Raw genomic sequence first — 17,606 nt, forward strand, 5'->3', positions numbered from 1 at the left:
GTGGGCTCCTTGAGGTTCAGCATGAATGTCTGGCATCTGAAACTCCTTCGGAATGGCTGAAGGGATTCAGCGGATGAGTCCCATCTGGTGCAGGACAACGTAGACGTCTTCGCGGCGCTGGTCGAGCAGCTGGCCGTTGAACAGGGTGCGGTCCTTGGGAGCATCGCTGCTCTTGTAGAAGCGCATGTCTTCGGGGCGTTTTGGCATGGTTCACCTCCTTTCGTGGAGAAATCTCCGATATTTAGGCATGACAATTAGAGCCAATTGATTCCATGAGAAATCAAAGCCTAAAAGGGCATAAATAGCCGAGGTTAATGAGGGGATAAAGCGGACCGAATCAACAGGGATTCGTCGTGCAATAGCGCGTGCTTCCTGCAGTCGACCCAACAAGAAGCTGGTTCCGAACTTTGGGGAAACTGCGCACCCGCGGCATGCTGCGTGGGTCCGCGCCTACAACTGACTACTCAGAACGCCAACCACGCAGAGTGGTGGCCATGAACACCGCCGGCATCAGGCCGGTCCGGTGAATCAGGAGTGGGTCAGAGAGCAATAACGGCGTCGATCATCAGCAGAGGCCGGGGTAGCAGTGACGGTCAACTTCCGTCCGCTAGTCAAAGTAATCATTTTTCCCAACCTCCTTTTCTGGCTGTAACAGCCTGCTGTGGCATTGTCCCGGCTGACTAACCGGTGAATGCGCGCCTGGTTCCCGGCGGGTCGCTCTGGGAACAAGATATAAGCTACCCCATGAACACGGAGTTTGACCAGCGCAATTCGCTAATTTGCCAAAAGTTTTTCTAAATTAATGGTTTAGAGGCCCCATCGGACAATTGCGGGCGTCCGCTTATCCCAACCAAGCGTGCACACCTTTGCGGTTCCCAGAATGAAGTGCCGGCCTTCGCGGGCGTCCATTTCGAGCCAACGCGCCGTGAGGATTCGGGAGAAATGTCCGTGGGCAACCACCAGAACGTTATCCATTCCGGATTCCAGGACACGCCCAATGATCTTGTCAGCCCGGGCAGCTACTTCGTCCAGCGTCTCACCGTTCGGCACGCCGTCGGTCCAGATCAGATAGTCCGGGTTGTCCTTGCGGATGAGGTCCGAGCTGATGCCTTCGTAGTCGCCATAGTTCCATTCGACAGCCAGCGGTTCATGCACGGCTTCCGGATAGCCTGCCAACTCGGCGGTGCGTCGGGCGCGACGCAGCGGTGAAGTCAGCACCAAGTCGAAGTCGATACTTTCCAGCACCTTGCGTGCTTCAACTGCCTGCTGCTCACCCTCAACAGTGAGCGGGAGATCCGTCAGGCCCGTGTACTGGCCACTCTTGGACCATTCCGTCTCACCGTGGCGCAGGATCCAGAGTTGTGGACGCGGGGAAGTCGCAGCGGTCATGATGGCTCCTCAGTTTCGGTCAAAGGCTCGACGACGGCGGACTCGGGTTGCGCTTCCCACCATGCCAGGAGCTTCTGCTCGGCTTCGTCCGGGGACAGTGGTCCGTGTTCCATGCGTTCTTCGAGAAGGAACTTGTAGGCCTTGCCAACCACAGGCCCTGGTTTCAGTCCCAGGAGGGCCATGATTTGCGCTCCATCAAGGTCTGGCCGGACTGCAGCCAACGATTCCTGCTCCAAGAGCGCCGCGATGCGATGCTCAAGGTCATCGTAGGCGAAGGACAAGCGGTCGGCCTTGCGCTGGTTACGCGTGGTGACGTCAGAGCGGGTCAGGCGGTGAAGGCGCTCCAGCAGGGGACCGGCGTCGGTCACGTAGCGGCGGACCGCTGAGTCGCTCCAGCCAGCGTCGCCGTAGCCGTAGAAGCGCATGTGCAGTTCAACCAAGCGGGAGACGGCTTTGATCGACTCGTTGTCGAACCGCAGCGCCTTCATCCGCTTCGCCGTCAGTTTCGAGCCCACAACGTCATGGTGGCGGAAGCTCACCGCACCGCCCGGTTCAAAGCGGCGCGTAGCCGGCTTGCCGACGTCGTGCATCAAGGCAGCGAACCGCAGCACGAAGTCGGGGCCGGGCACCGGACCGTCAGGACCAGTTTCAAGTGCGGCGGCCTGTTCCAGAACCTGCAGCGAGTGCTGGTACACGTCCTTGTGCCGGTGGTGCTCGTCTGCTTCCAGGCGCAGTGCGGAGACCTCCGGGAGCACGAACTCAGCCAGGCCGGTGTCCACCAGGAGATCTATGCCCACGCGGGGGTGCGCTCCGTTGATGAGCTTGACCAACTCTTCGCGGACACGCTCGGCGGAAATGATCTTGATCCGGTCGGCCATCTGGGACATGGCGAGCCGGACGTCGTCGTGAACCGACACGCCGAGCTGAGATGCGAAGCGGGCCGCGCGCATCATCCGCAGCGGATCGTCCGAGAAGGACGCTTCAGGAGCGCCGGGCGTTGCGAGCTCGGAGGCATGGAGGTCGCGGACGCCGCCGAAGGGGTCCACCAGTTCCAAGCTCGGCAACCGCAACGCCATGGCGTTGATGGTGAAGTCGCGGCGGAGAAGGTCGTCGGTCAGGGAGTTGCCGAACGCCACTACTGGCTTGCGTGAATCGGGGTCGTACGCTTCGGCGCGGTAGGTGGTGATTTCAATCTGGAAGCCGCTCTTCTTCATCCCGATGGTGCCGAAGGCGCGTCCGATTTCCCAGAAGTTGTCCGCCCACTTCTTGATGACGGAAATGGTCTGGTCCGGCGTGGCGTCAGTGGTGAAGTCGAGGTCCGGGGAGGTCCTGCCGAGGAAGAGGTCGCGCACGGGCCCGCCCACCAGGGATAGCTCGAAGCCGGCATCGACAAAGCGCTGCCCGAGGTCGAGCACCACCGGATCGATGGTGAAGTTAACAGAAGAGCTGTCCAGTACGTGCGCCATAGTCCCTTAAGCTTGGCAGATTTTTACTCGGCAGTGGGCCACTGTTCCATGCAATATCAGGCATGCATCCGTGGACCGTCTCTTGGAGTCCATCTTGTGGCCATGTCCCGGTCATCACTCCGGGGCAAGAGTCGTTAGAGTGGACCTCATGGCCAACCCGATCCCGAGCGCTCCTGGCAGGAGGACAAACGCACCGTTGCCGTCGGCAATCGGCGCGCACGTCGCCCCTGCCCCGCAGCACCCGGTGCAGGCCTCCCTTCCTACTGTGGAGGAAGTGTCGGCGGGTGGCGTTGTAGTAGACACGTCCGACGGCGAACTCCGGGTTGCGATTATCGCCCGCCTTAATAGGGGTGGCCGGCTTGAGTGGTGCCTGCCTAAGGGCCACCCGGAAGGCCGCGAGAACAACGAGGAAGCTGCAGTCCGCGAGATCGCCGAGGAAACCGGCATCGAAGGCAGCATCCTGGCTCCTTTGGGGAGCATCGACTACTGGTTCACCGTCAGCGGCCACCGAGTCCACAAGACCGTGCACCATTTCCTGCTCCAGGCCACAGGTGGCGAGCTGACCATCGAGAACGATCCCGACCAGGAAGCCGTGGACGCTGCCTGGGTTCCCATCCAGGAACTCGCCCGCAAACTGTCCTTCCCGAACGAACGCCGCATCGCTGATTTGGCACGGGAAGTGCTGCCCGAACACCTCTGACCCGGGTACATGGGACGATAAAGGCGATGTCTGAAGCCAAAACCACTGAGTCCGTTCAATCCGGAGAAGCACGTTCCAGCGCCATCATGGCAGCAGGAACGCTCGTTTCCCGGTTCCTAGGCTTCGCCAAAACGTGGATGCTCGGCGCCGCGCTCGGCCTTGGTTCCACGGTCAATGACACGTTCATTAACGCGAACAACCTGCCGAACCTGATCTTCCTGCTGGTGGCGGGCGGCGTGTTCAATGCCGTCCTCGTCCCGCAGATCATCAAGGCCAGCAAGGCCCCGGACCGCGGTGCGGACTACATCAGCCGTCTGCTCACACTCGCTGTCCTGGTGCTGTTGGCCCTGACGGCCCTGGTGACGCTGGCGGCGCCCCTGGTCATCGACCTCACCACGCAGGGGTATTCCGAGCAACAAAAAGCCTTGGCTGTGACTTTTGCGTTCTGGTGCCTTCCCCAGATCTTCTTCTACGGGCTCTATGCCCTGCTGACACAAGTCCTGAATGCCCATGGCGCGTTCGGTCCGGCCATGTGGGCGCCCATCCTGAACAACCTCGTGGCCATCGCCGGCCTGGGCATGTTCATCTGGATCCTGGGCGCCAACATCGACAACCCGCACACCATAGATAATTGGGGCCCAACGCAGACGTTCCTGATCGCGGGGTTCGCCACCTTCGGTGTTATTGCCCAAACAGCCATCCTGCTGATCCCCGTCTTCCGCCTGCGCCTCGGCTTGCGTCCCCGCTTCGGTTGGCGCGGCGTTGGACTGGGCCAGGCTGCCAAGCTGAGCGTCTGGACGCTGGCGACTGCCGCCGTCGGGCAGTTGGCTTTCCTCTATGTCATGAGGATCGCCACGATCCCCGGCGCTGAACGTCTCCGCCTGAGCAACGCGGGAAACAACGTTGCCGCAGCCGTCCTGCCGGGTAACGCCGTCCTGGAAGTCGCCAGCCAGCTGTACCTGCTGCCGCACTCGATCATCGCTTTGTCCTTGGCCACCGTCCTCTTTAACCGGATGACACGGGCCTCCCAAGATGGCAACAAAGCCGAGCTCCGCGATGCCTTGTCCCACGGCCTGCGCACCATGGCCGTTGCCACGGTTTTCGGTGCCTTGGCCCTGTTCGCCTTGGCCGGACCACTGGGTATGTTCTTCTCCGGAGGGGAGCCGCAGGACGGCGTCATGCTGGCCCAAACGCTCACCATCCTGGCCCTTAGTACCCCGTTCCTGAGCGCTAACTTCATGATGTCCCGCGTGTTCTACGCCAACGAGGACGCCCGCACGCCCCTGTATGTCCAGTTGTGGCTTGCCGTGATCTACGTGGTGGGCGCCTTCTTCATCCAGTTCCTGCCCGTCGGCCAGATCATTTACGCGATCGCCATCCTCTACACGCTGGGCAACATCCTCTCCGTGGTCATCAGCGTGGTCTTCTTGCGCAGGCTTCTGGGTCACCTTGACGGGCCGAGGATCGCCAACTCGTACATCCGCATGGGATACGCAGGTTTGGGTTCCGCGCTTGCCGGCGCCGCCGCGCTGTGGCTCCTGGGAAGCTACCGGGCGGACGGTTTCGCGTGGAGCAGCCGCCCGGCCGCCCTGGTGACCGTAGTCGTCGTCGGGCCGGTCATGCTGCTGGCCTATCTGGTCCTGCTCCGCGTCTTCCACGTCACTGAACTTCGCGACCTCCTCCGCCCGCTGATGGGCCGCTTGGGACGCGGCGCACCAGCGCCTGCCGGAGCCGCAGCAGAACCCACGACGGCGGCACGCGCCACGGTCTCGGACGATACCGGCTTGATTCCGCGCATTTCCGGTGAGTTCGACGCCGCCTCCTTCAGGGCAGGCCCGGCCGTTGAACCCCGGCGGGTCGCCCCGACGCCTGCCCCTGATGCTCCCAAGACCTACCTGCCCGACGAAGACGTGCCCAGCACGGCCCAAGGCGGCAAGTTCCGTCCGCAGGTCCCGTTGCCGGGTCGACGCACCTACCAAGGCGATGCAGGCCGCAATCCATACTTCCCCAGCGGGCGGAAACGGAAGTGAGCCGGTGCCGCCAACACGGGCGGCGGACGCTAATCGGCTAGGCTAGAAACGAATATAGGTAGTTGCAAAAGCGGTTGAACCGGCTCGCCGGGCCAGCCGCGTGCAGGACCCGCAGCTCCCGGACAGCCTAGGAGGAACACGTGTCCCACCCGATCGACGTCGGATCAGTACTTGGCGGCCGCTACAAGGTCACGGCCAATGTGTTGACCTCGCATGACCAAGATCAGGTGCTCGACGGCGTGGACCAGGTCCTCAACCGTCCCGTGAGCATCCTGGTGGCCGGACCTGGGAACGCCGAACAGGTGGCGCAGAGCGCCCGTGAAGTGGCAACCGGGGAGCGCCCCGGACACGTCCAGATCTTGGACCTCGGCGTCAGCGACAACACCACCTACCTCATCACCAACCACAGCACCGCTCCGGACCTCCTGGACCTCGTGGTGGCTACCAACCCGCCGTACATTGAGCCGTTCTTCACGGAAACGCTCGGCAGTGAGATCTTTGGCCAACCGCGCACATATGAGCCGGAAACGTACGACGGGCTGTATGAGGACGACGAGCACGACGCCGAATACATCCAGTACGACGAAAACGGCTACCCCATCCCGTCCGAGGACGACGCTGAGCCTGAAGCAGCTGGCTCCCAGCCCGGCCATGTGCCGCCCATGCCTTCCGCCAGCCCGTCGTCGTCCAAGAGCGGCATCGCCGGTAAGTTGGCCGCTGCCGCAGCGGGCGCGGGCGCAGCCGGTCTCGCAGCTGCCGCTGCGCTGAAGAACTCGGGTTCCAAGAATCACGACGCCGGTGCGGCCACCGGCGCTGGCGCCGCCGCTTCCGCCGGGGGAGCATCGCCTGCAGTGCCGGCCCAGCCACCTACCCAGGCCGTAGCTTCGCAGCCCACCGCCGCGCCTGCCGCACCGGTCGAACCGCCGACGCAAGCAGTCACCTCGCAACCGGCGCCGGCCCGGGAGCCTGCCGACCCCAAGGTTTCGCTCTGGTCCGAAGAGGACTACGGCTTTGCTGGGGGAGGCGGCGCTGCTGCTGGCCGCAGTACCCCGGACGCAGGTTACGACCGCGCGCCAACCAGCTTCCCGGCGTCGGCCGCTGTCCAGGACGACTACCAGGATGAAGAGGTCTACGAGGACGAAGCTCCCGAAAAGGAGCCCCGTTCCTTGCGCTGGCTGGTGGGCGGCCTGCTCGCTGCTGTACTTGTAGTGGGCCTCGTCCTCGCCGTCACCAACCTTGGCAGCCTGTTGCCCAGCAACACTCCTGCAGCGACGCAGAACACCACGGCTCCGCAGTCCACCGGCACGGAAACCGAAGAGCCCGGGCCAACCCAGGCTCCGCCGCCCGCGGCACCGCCCGCAATCGAGGGGATCACGCGCCTCGGCGACTTCCCCTTCGCAGCTACCTACGACAAGGACCTCGTACGGGCCTTCGATGGCAATGCGGCCAGCTACTGGTCGGATATGGAATTCGCCACGGCAGACTGGGGTGGACTCTTCGTTGATATGCCGCTGGTCATCAAGCTCAAGGAGAAGACCGAGGTCAAGTCCATTGTGCTGAACCAGTTGGGCGGCTCCGGCGGCAGCATCAGCGTTTACACCAACGACCGTCCCGCCATGGACGGCGCGAAGCTGGTGGGCACCAACAGCTTCACCTCCCCGGAGCTGACCATGCCGCTCGCAGCGCCCACCCAGACGCAGTACGTCATTGTGGTCATCAAGGCTCTTCCCAAGCTGGCTGCACCGAAGACCCGCTTCGGCTTCGGCCTGCGCCTGGCGGAAGTCACTGTCCAGTAGTACCCCTTCTGTGACCGTTGGGGCTGCCGGTCATTCGGGGTCCCCACTTCGATTCGGCGTGTCCGCAGACGGTACCCTGAATGTTGGTGGCTTTTAAGGTCCCCAACTCCAACGGAATATTTGGGGCATTACAGGGGTTGAGTCAGGTGGCTGCCCCGAAAGCCGCAGCATCGACTAAGGAAGAGGTTCACGCCACGTGAGCATTGCAGAAAACAGCGCATCGCAGGTGCGTGACGTCATCATCGTAGGTTCAGGCCCGGCCGGCTACACAGCCGCCGTTTACACCGCCCGCGCCAACATGAAGCCTCTGCTCATTGCCGGTTCCGTCACCGCTGGTGGCGAACTCATGAACACCACCGACGTGGAAAACTACCCGGGCTTCCCCGACGGCATCATGGGCCCGGACCTGATGGAGAACTTCGAGAAGCAGGCCGCCCGGTTCGGCACGGAGATCCAGTTTGAGGATGTCACCGAACTGGATCTCGACGGCGACATCAAGACCGTCACCATCGGCACGGGGGAGACCTTCCAGGCGAAGGCCATCATCCTGTCCACGGGTTCGGCCTACCGCGAGCTTGGCTTGGCCAATGAAAAGCGCCTGTCAGGCCACGGCGTTAGCTGGTGTGCAACCTGCGACGGTTTCTTCTTCAAGGACCAGGACATCGCCGTTATTGGTGGTGGCGACTCCGCTATGGAGGAAGCACTGTTCCTGACCAAGTTCGCTAAGTCAGTAACTGTTATCCACCGCCGCGATACCCTGAAGGCTTCCAAGATCATGGGTGACCGCGCCCAGGCACACGAGAAGATCAACTTCGTCTGGAACACGGCCGTTGAGGACGTCCTCGGTGAGGATAAGGTCACTGGACTGAAGCTGAAGAACCTGGTGGATGGCACTGAGTCCGAGCTCGCAGTCACCGGCGTTTTCGTGGCCATCGGCAACGACCCCCGCACGGATCTCATCAAGGGCAAGGTTGATCTGACCCCTGAGGGAACCATCGCCGTCGAGGGCCGCAGCTCCCGTACCAGTATTAAGGGTGTCTTCGCTGCCGGCGATGTCATCGATCCCACCTACCGCCAGGCCATCACGGCCTCGGGTTCCGGTTGTGTGGCTGCTCTCGATGTTGAGCACTACCTCGCAGACCTGCACTCCTAAGCTGCATCCAAGCAACCATACGAAGGGAAGAGTTATGAGCAACGCAAAAGACGTAACTGACGCAAGCTTCAGCACGGATGTCCTGGCTTCAGAAAAGCCGGTCATCGTGGACTTCTGGGCAGAATGGTGCGGCCCCTGCCGCAAGCTCGGCCCCATCCTCGACGAGATCTCCGTTGAGTACAGCGAGAAGGTTGACGTCGTGAAACTCAACGTTGACGACAACCCTGCCATCGCAGCCGAATACGGCATCACGTCCATCCCGGCCGTGTACCTGTTCAGCGGGGGAGAAGTTAAGAGCACAGTCATCGGTGCCAAGCCGAAGCAGTTCTTCGAAAAGGAATTCGCGGACGTCCTGTCCTAGTTCCACACTGATCACCTGAAACCGGCGGTTGCTGCTCCCGAGGGAGTGGGAACCGCCGGTTTTTTTGTTGTTTCTTAGTGAAATGAACGTCATCAGGTAGTTTTTCTACGTTTCGTTCTCTGAGCCGGTTTGTGGGACGTACTGCTGCTACGTTTCACTTCGCCTTACCTGGGGTAGGGGCGAATCGTCCCTCTCTCACCTCCCACCCCCACTACCGTCGTCCCTCTCTCACCTCCCACCCCCATACCGTCGTCCCTCTCTCACCTCCCACCCCCATACCGCCGTCCCTCTCTCACCTCCCACCCCCATACCGCCGTCCCTCTCTCACCTCCCACCCCCATACCGCCGTCCCTCTCCCACCTCCCACCCCCATTACCCCGGCCGCCTCGGCTTGCTTTACAGATCCCCCTAGCTACTCGCGTGCCGCGTCTAACGTCTCACATGAGAACCTGTTCGAGAGAAACAACAGGAGCGCGGGGCGCGCTATACGGCTTTCAATTGGTGGCGATAGTGCACACGCAAAGGTTCGCTAACGGTGCCTACGTGTTTCACGTGAAACACCTTAGGGATGCACGGCGCAGGGCTAGTTCTCCGACGAATTCCTGGCTGTCACCCGCTCGTTTCACACAGAACGTCGGCCTATGGCCAAGGTTGTCCGAAACCAGCTATTGACTTTCCATGCGACGAAGCCATCGCCGACACTAAGACTGTCATCGCTGGAATCAGGCACCTAGGACTCTCGACGCATACGGGTGGTTGGCTGAGCTTTCACCACATCGATGCAGCTCCACTGTCGTCCAAAAGCGCTTGATGATCATAGGCTGCGGTCGCTTGAATGGACGCACTAAGCCCTATTCGGTGGAATCGTCACGACCTTTAGTAGTGCAAAGATCTGCGAGGCAGCAACGCCCTCGGACTTCTCAAGACCGCTATCGTTTCCTGCATGGCAACTGACTTCGCATGGTTAGCGACAGCCACTGCCGCTAAGCATGCGTTCATCTGGAGCTACCTGCGCAGACTGTTGGGAACTCACCAGCGAACCATGGGCCAGCCCATCCCACCGTTGACCGCCAATCGCGCGTATCGGAGGGAGAAATAGGGGCTCACTACGTGTGATTGTGCTTTCCTAACCCGACTTCTATCGCCGTGTTCCACCTAGCTGGCGGGCACACTGAAGATGAGTCGGTCCAACGATGCTCCCTTCTGACCGCCGGTCCACCCTTCTGACAACGCCTCTCGCTCTATCCGCCCAAATGAGGCCGTACAGGCCGAGGACATAGTCAGCAGGCCACGGTGGAGAATCATCTTAGGTCAACTAAACGGGTATCGATGCAATAGAACCCGGTTGGAGGCCTATACGTTTGCACTTCGTCAGCCGAAAAGATGTAGTAGAGCCGCTCCGGCCAACGGGGTAACTACGCTAGGCCCTATGCCGGCTACTCCGAGGCTCGGCGTCAGTTCGTGACCCGGGCGCCGGTCTGGATCAGGCAAACGCGCACCAGTGCGACATACGGCAGTTCTAGCGGTCAGTGGCATCGGCCAGCGAGCCCAGGCGGTCTAGGTTTAAGGCATCGCTCCACGGGGCCAGTACGACCCGTAGATGCATCGTCTCAGCTCAACGCGGCGCCGCGACAGGCATAAACGTACGGCTCGCCTAGTTGAGAAGCACCCCACACGCCATCTGTACACCGTGTGCTGGTGGGTAAGAGCAGCTATTTACACCGGCTAAACGAGTCGCCAGGGCTTCTTTTAGGCTGTCAGCCTGCGTCTGCACCGTGCCACCGTTCATGACCGCCTGGGCCAACGAGGCGGCAGTTGGGAATTTCTGCTACCCAGGTGGGTATCGTCTGTTGGCCGCGTTTCGCGGGTCGCCCACCGGAGACCCCTGCTCTAGCACAGCTATCTGTCGTTGCATCTGGGTGAGTTCGTATCAGACCTGATTTCCTAGCGACTTGTGCGGCGTAAGGGCAGTTTGTGGCTTCTCCTGCTCTGACGCTGGGCGTCCCAGGCAAGCAGCATCCTAAAACTTGGCTCGGAATATTGGCGTCGTCCTGATCTACAAAGAGCTTGACCGAACTGCAGCAACCCGCTGTGGCTCATGTTTCACGTGAAACACAGGTACCGAGACTAAGGTGCCCCCGGTTCTTCCCAACGTCGTACACCGAGGACTGTCTCATTTACATCCCTCGGCATCACCGGCCTGCCTCGTCGCGCGCCTAGTCGGAATACTGAGCGATTTACATGGGCTAAAGCCGCCCGAAACGTGAACGTGTCAGCTCCATGCGAGAGGTCCCTTATCGGACAAGGATCTGAGCCGGGGGAGCTGGCGCACCGACTAAGAGAGGAAGGCGTCTACGGCACCCCCACCGCGACCGAATGACGAAGGGAAATTCAAGTATCTATCCTCAGCGACAGTCTTCACGCCATTCGGCCATAGTGTCTTTGATGGCGGGCCCGCAACTTCGATTACGCCTTCCTGGCCTTGTTTCGCGTGTAAGGTCTCCACATCCTTTCCGATGCCAATTAGGCCTGTCGCTCGGGTCAGCACCGCTACTGCAGTGTTTCACGTGAAACGGAACCGCCAAAGAGCATGCACCCCGTCCTAACCACCGGCTGGGGTCGCGAGCCCGATCAGCCAATGCGGCTGCACCCACACTACACGAGCTGAGAACACGGGGGAGCTGTCAGTCGAAACCACAGCCAAGCATGAGCCAGTACCCACGCTCAACGTGGGTGGAAGTCTCGTGAAAACAGAATGCTCCAATACCCCCTAACAGCCTGCTTCCTCAACGGAGGGGACTCATCCGTAAGTGGTATCTCAGCCCCGCACCCTTGGTCAGTGTGCCCGCGTCCTAATGACAGCAGACGCACATCGGAGTCCGGAACTGGCATCTTTCCACCTTCCCATGATCATCAGAGCTCTTGCCGTCCGTCAGTGTCACGGGTCCACTGCATATCCGGCATACCCCGGATTGCACAATAGGATGCGGAGACATCGGATCTATACCTACCAACCCGTTCGACGACAGCCCGCCGCCGAATCGGGATCTCCGCCTCGCAGTTTCGGGAACCTGGAAGAACAGCAGATGAACGATCATGCCTAGTCGCGAGGTGCAGTATTGGCTGTACCAGGGATGCGGTGTGATCCCACACTCGTGTCGGAACACCACTCATGAGCTCCGCGGGTCCAGGCATCTTCTTGGCCTCTGACCATATGGACATGGCTTGAGTCCGGCTTCGCATGACAAGTTTTGCACAACTTTATCCACAGGCTTATCCACTGCTCATGAGACTGACCACAGCTCAGCGGATGGCCGGAGAGATTGAGCATCCTATATAGAGATTCAACATCTCAGTACTCGACATATAGGTGGGAGAGCCAGCAGCCCCCCTTAGCCTGCGAAGATCCCTATAAATCAATGAAATACAGGCGTTATGCGCTTCATCATGACTGGAAGATGCGTAGGGCACCCAGCGTGAAGTGGATGGAGGTCCGGGCCAGTGGGACGCACATTCATCAGTGCCGACTATAGTCATCACCCCGCCCGTATCAAGCCGCAAGGAAGCTCTTTGTCCACAAAGTTATCCCCACTGTTTTCCACAGGGATATCCACTGGGTTATCCACGTCTCCGGTCCTTGAAGCTATTGGTCCCGGCGCCGAGTAGAGCGTCGCACTGCGGCTCCGTTTCACGTGAAACACTGCAGCCTTTGGTCGCCTTCGGATTTGCCGAATTTGGCGTTCAGGATCTGTCTCGACGGGCTGCCTGAGTCACGGTCACTGTCACGAGCCGCAGCACAAACTAGCACCAACGACGATCTTCAAAGATGACATATCAACATCGGACCAATCGCCCACTGAACTTCAGTCTTTGAGTCCAATTCGCCATCTTGTACGTACGTAATACCAGCCCCTCGCTCATGAGATTCCGGTCTGGCGAGGATGGTTGGAATATGTGGCAGGCAGCCCGGTTTGGAGACAATGAACAGACCATTCCAGGGTCACAGTGAGTCCGGAAGACGCCTACGGCAGAGTACCCGTGGTCAGCTGAGGCGTGCGTCCCACTGGATGCCTTCGTCACAGCCCGCTCAAACGGGTGTCGAGCCGCCCAGGCGATCGACATCCCCCGTATGTAGCCATGTCAAGGTCTAGGTGCGTTGCTCGTGCCTAGGAGGCTTTGCGCTGACCACAGGGGACACCCACACGAGGTACGCATGCTCCAAATAGCTTCCACTACCATTTCACTGGCGACAGATCAGAAAGGCGCTCAGAACCGTCAACGCCTAGAGTGGACCTCGTGGTTCGTGCAGCCGCCGCTAATGCGAATATTGCAGCATCTTTGGAGAACCTGGAACCCTGTGGGTTGTACCGGTCACTATTGATGCGCCTTCCTTCAGGCCGCTAATGGTGCGTTGGGGGAGCGTGGTGCGCTGATCCTTCTCACCCGGGACTCCGTTTATCCCTTGGGATATATAGAGCGGAACGAAGCGCATAGTGCCGAACATAGAATCGGCCCGCTCGGTCCGCTCCGTCCGCACCCACGCCCACGCGAGTTCGAGGCCCATAAGCCCGACTAGTCGGCAACCGCCTGCATGAGGCAACCAGCAAGCCTGTTATCCGTATGCTGACGAGAACACGATCGCGGGCACAACTCAAGTACTTCGTGGACTGTCGGATGGTAACCAGGTTTTGGATGAATGGGCTGAGCTCTGCATGGATGCGCGTGCACGAATCACATCGGAGCCGCCTTCCCAATTCGCTGTCGCGCTCGTCCATTTACCTGGTCACGGTCTCCTGGTGAAACCGAATCGGCAGTGAGGTGCCCGACTGATTCACAACCAAGATTAGGACGGTTCTCCCGCCTGCCCGTCACGGTCCCTAAGAGGTGCACTCGGCCCGTTTAGGTTTCATTACACTTGAGGGATCGGATGATGTTTCACGTGAAACCGTGCGCTGTGATCCTACCCTTTACACAGCCGGCTACTGGACCATTAGTCTATGTTGCTAACACCAAGATTCCCCCCCCCCCCCGAATGGGGATCGTGTTGTTGCCCATAAATTTGTCTAGTGAATGCTGTCCTTTCGAGCATCGGCCGCTCATTACACTGCCTCATGTCCCTGCGGGCCCCATTCATATCGGTGTCCCCGACTCACTTCTCATTTCGAGACTGCCCATCTACCAGATTTGGGATGGTGAATCCTACTTCGTGTTTCACGTGAAACACCAACACGTAAGGGGTTGCCACGCCACGCCACGCCACGCCACGCCACGCCGAGTATTGTTGAGTCCTCCACGCGATTAATACCCTAGCGATACAGGAATTGCTCTCGCCCGGGTTTCGGAGAACAAAAGCAGTTTACGATGACAATCACGGTCCATGGGGAAGCCCTCACCTCCAGAAAAATCCCTCTTGGGTGATGGAATTTACTTACAAGGCAATGTCTGTACCCGAGAGGCCCTACGGAGACTCCCTAGGGGGACTGCAACGCAGCTGACATACCGCCGTGTGCACACCGGCGTGATCGAGCCGCGCTGATGGCCCATGACTACGTAATTTGGTGTAGTCCATAGAGTCGCACGGAAGGGAACGCGCTTCGGAGCTTAGCAGGTCACAACTTGCACGGAATCCGGCCGCTCAAAGGGAGCATCAGCGTCATGTTTCACGTGAAACGAAAATTCAAAAGGATGCGGTGAGGGCGCGAGCAGTGCAGGGGAAGGGTTCGGGTGCCGCTAAACATTCAGTGAGTCAGTGTGTAAGTCGGAGAAAGCACATCTAGTCGCCAACCCAGGCCAGACTTGCAGTTCATCTGGCAACAAGGTGAACAGAGGACGCCGAAGCCGGGGCGCACTGCATGTGGGTACCACTAGCACCAAATGCTCTATTCATCGCATCGGGGTAACAACTCGTTCCCACCATGGACTCATAGAGTACATGTGAGGACCATCTCCGCTGTCGGCATCGCGTATCTGGAACAACTGATTAGCACTAATGCATAGGGAGCGTACCCGAATCCAATGAAGTAGGGCTTCGGGACCGATTCGTATCAATGGCCGCCTAACACACCGGTCAACAAGCCACTAAACAATAGGGCACCCACCAGATCGGGTCGACCTAGTTCAGCCGACCCGATAACAAGCCACTTTGAACAAGTAGGCCACATACCGTTTCACGTGAAACATTCCCTAGAGATGCGACAGCTTAACTATGTATGACCGTCCCGACGCCCGAACCGCCAAGACGAGAAAAATGGGGCCCACATCAAATGTGAACCCCATTCCATTGAAACAGTCGACTTAGTCCTCTGCGCCTGGACCCAAAACGTCCATAATGCGGTTGAGATCCTCAACACTTGCAAACTCGATACTCACGCGTCCCTTTCGGGCGCCAAGGGTGATCTTCACGTTCGTATCCAGCCGATCGGAAAGCGACGAAGCGAGGTAGTCAAGACGCTCATGGCGGGCATTCGGCTTGGGAATGCTGCTCTTCGCAGGAGTTGCAGGGTCCTGGTAAAGCGCAACGGCTTCCTCTGTGGCCCGCACGGACATACCCTCTGCCACGATCCTCTGGGCAAGGCGTTCCATTGCAGCGGCATCCGGAAGTGCGAGCAGGGCACGTGCATGGCCAGCAGAGAGAACGCTCGCAGCTACACGGCGTTGAACCAGCGGGGGAAGCTTCAGCAAGCGAAGTGTATTGGAAACCTGCGGGCGTGAGCGACCGATGCGGTCTGCCAACTGCTCGTGGGTGGTACCAAAGTCTTCCAAAAGCTGCTGGTAAGCCGCAGCTTCTTCCAAGGGGTTCAGCTGACTGCGGTGCAGGTTCTCCAGGAGGGCATCCCGGAGAAGGTCGTCGTCGGTGGTGTCACGAACAATGGCGGGGATGGTTTCGAGCCCAGCCGCCTGCACAGCGCGCCAACGACGCTCACCCATGACCAGCTCGTACGGTTCTCCACCCTTTTCGGTTGAAGTCCGTACAACAATTGGCTGGAGGACGCCTATTTCCTTGACGGAGTGCACCAGCTCGGCCATGTCGTCTTCATCGAAGACGGAACGCGGCTGTTTGCGGTTCGGGTGGATATCGCCGACTGGAATCTCGGCGAACCGGGCACCAGGTACCTCCACCAACTCGACGTCGGGAGCTACGGGCGCGGCAGCCGCCGTCGACCGTTCCGTAGTATCAGCAACGTCCGGAACAGTGCGCTTGGCAGCCGGCTTAGACGCCGGCGCCTTCGTGGGTGACTTAACCGCAGCTGGCGCCTTGGCGGCAGCAGACTTGGCGGCCGGCTTCATTGGAGCATCAGCCTTAGCAGACTTGGTGGAGGGCTTAGCCGCGGGTGCCGTGGAATCAGCACTCGGTTCATCCCGAGGTGCATCTACCGTGGGCTCCGCCGTCTTCCGTGCCTCTGGGAAAAACAGATCGACGGGACGCGACGGCGCAGCACCGTTGCCCTGGGCCGCGGCCGAGCTAGGAATGAGAGCCCCAAGACCCCTGCCGAGGCCCCTTCGCTTTTCGCTCATTGATTCATCCCTCCGATGGAATAGCCGAGCACGAATCGGCCCTGGCTGTTGCAGTGTTTCAAGAATTCTAGCGTTCAGCGATTTCGGCAGCGGCTTCCATGTAGGACAACGCGCCGCTCGATGAAGGATCGTACGTCATGACCGTTTGCTGATAGCTCGGAGCTTCAGAGATGCGCACGGAACGGGGAACCACAGCACCCAGGACCTGGTCCGGGAAGTGCTGGCGGACCTCGGACGCCACCTGCGCTGCCAGGTTTGTCCGGCCGTCATACATGGTCAGGAGGATGGTGGAGACTACCAAGTCTGCATTCAGGTGCTTCTGGATCATCTCAATGTTCTTGAGAAGCTGGCTCAAGCCTTCCAGGGCATAGTACTCGCACTGGATGGGGATGAGTACTTCGCTGGCAGCGCAGAAGGCATTGACGGTCAGAAGGCCAAGGCTTGGCGGGCAGTCTATGAAGATGAAGTCCAGCCGTCCCTCACCGTTCTTCTCGCGTTCCTTGGCGTAGACGTCGATAGCACGGCGAAGCCGTTGTTCGCGGGCTACCAGCGACACAAGCTCAATCTCGGCGCCGGCCAAGTGAATGGTTGCGGGCGCGCAGATCAAATTGGGGATGTCTGGGCACGGTGCCACGACGTCCTTCAACGGAAGATCGTTGATCAAGACGTCGTAGATGCTGTCCACGTCGGCGTGGTGCTCAATACCCAAAGCAGTGGAGGCATTGCCTTGGGGATCAATGTCGATCACCAGCACGTTGAGGCCGGCAGATGCCAGAGCGGCCGCGATATTCACGGTGGTAGTAGTTTTGCCTACCCCGCCCTTTTGATTGGACACAGTGAAGATTCGGGTCCGGTCCGGCTTAGGCAGTTCGCGGCCAATCAACCGCTCTCGACGACGCGTCTCGTTGGCCAACTGCCGAGCGATAGGGCTTGAATCATCGATGGAATCCATAACGTTATGCGCTCCATCTGAAACAGTTTCACGTGAAACGGCAACGTTTTCAACCGAATCAGTACGCACAATCGCGGACTGGAGAGATGCAGAGGGTGTAGCCATGGCCCGCGCGGACCCCAAAGACATAAACGGGGGAATCCGCTGCGTGGAGGTTTCACTACTACCCACTGGTCACACTCTCACTCTCATTTCGGCGCTTGCTGCCGTTCTCTAGCCTAACCGCTCAGCCGCCGACACGCGG

At 59.9% G+C, this 17,606-nt stretch carries 10 protein-coding genes; 5 read left to right on the forward strand and 5 right to left on the reverse strand.

Annotated features, from left to right (window positions below):
* Positions 1-66: 66 nt before the first annotated feature.
* The 3 genes from FQP90_RS23250 to FQP90_RS06845 all read right to left on the reverse strand — a co-directional run bounded on the left by FQP90_RS23250 (position 67) and on the right by FQP90_RS06845 (position 2,855).
* Positions 67-207: a hypothetical protein gene (locus FQP90_RS23250; RefSeq protein WP_167510425.1), complete on the reverse strand. Its 141-nt coding sequence runs from the start codon at positions 205-207 to the stop codon at positions 67-69.
* Between the two features lie 600 nt (positions 208-807).
* Entirely contained in the window at positions 808-1,389 is a 582-nt protein-coding gene (locus FQP90_RS06840) for a histidine phosphatase family protein (RefSeq protein ID WP_144648960.1), read from the reverse strand.
* Complete coding sequence (locus tag FQP90_RS06845; RefSeq protein WP_144648962.1) at positions 1,386-2,855, reverse strand: CCA tRNA nucleotidyltransferase; 1,470 nt, start codon at positions 2,853-2,855, stop codon at positions 1,386-1,388. Before FQP90_RS06845 ends, FQP90_RS06840 begins: the two co-directional genes overlap by 4 nt.
* A 196-nt stretch (positions 2,856-3,051) precedes the next feature.
* On the opposite strand from FQP90_RS06845, the gene FQP90_RS06850 reads away from it, so the two are divergent.
* The 5 genes from FQP90_RS06850 (at position 3,052) to trxA (ending at position 8,895) form a co-directional block, all read left to right on the forward strand.
* Positions 3,052-3,555, forward strand: a complete 504-nt coding sequence (locus FQP90_RS06850; protein WP_090822121.1) for an NUDIX hydrolase — start codon at positions 3,052-3,054, stop codon at positions 3,553-3,555.
* Positions 3,556-3,581: 26 nt separating this feature from the next.
* On the forward strand, positions 3,582-5,585 hold the full coding sequence (murJ, locus tag FQP90_RS06855; RefSeq protein ID WP_144648963.1) for a murein biosynthesis integral membrane protein MurJ: 2,004 nt from the start codon (positions 3,582-3,584) through the stop codon (positions 5,583-5,585).
* 140 nt (positions 5,586-5,725) lie between these two features.
* The gene (locus FQP90_RS06860; RefSeq protein ID WP_144648965.1) at positions 5,726-7,381 is read left to right on the forward strand and encodes an ABC transporter substrate-binding protein; all 1,656 of its coding nucleotides are present in this window, start codon (positions 5,726-5,728) and stop codon (positions 7,379-7,381) included.
* A gap of 196 nt (positions 7,382-7,577) precedes the next feature.
* Positions 7,578-8,534 (forward strand): thioredoxin-disulfide reductase, encoded by a 957-nt coding sequence (gene trxB, locus FQP90_RS06865; RefSeq protein ID WP_144648966.1) that lies wholly within the window; start codon positions 7,578-7,580, stop codon positions 8,532-8,534.
* A gap of 34 nt (positions 8,535-8,568) precedes the next feature.
* Positions 8,569-8,895, forward strand: a complete 327-nt coding sequence (gene trxA, locus FQP90_RS06870; protein WP_014923339.1) for a thioredoxin — start codon at positions 8,569-8,571, stop codon at positions 8,893-8,895.
* 6,294 nt (positions 8,896-15,189) lie between these two features.
* Here trxA and FQP90_RS06875 read toward each other — a convergent pair.
* Complete coding sequence (locus FQP90_RS06875) at positions 15,190-16,410, reverse strand: ParB/RepB/Spo0J family partition protein (protein ID WP_144648968.1); 1,221 nt, start codon at positions 16,408-16,410, stop codon at positions 15,190-15,192.
* A gap of 67 nt (positions 16,411-16,477) precedes the next feature.
* Positions 16,478-17,491 carry a ParA family protein gene (locus tag FQP90_RS06880; protein WP_144649118.1) on the reverse strand — a complete coding sequence of 338 codons (1,014 nt, stop codon included), beginning with the start codon at positions 17,489-17,491 and terminating at the stop codon, positions 16,478-16,480.
* Positions 17,492-17,606 lie beyond the last annotated feature (115 nt).

Source organism: Paenarthrobacter nitroguajacolicus, from assembly GCF_007786235.1.
GTDB classification, from domain to species: domain Bacteria; phylum Actinomycetota; class Actinomycetes; order Actinomycetales; family Micrococcaceae; genus Arthrobacter; species Arthrobacter nitroguajacolicus_A.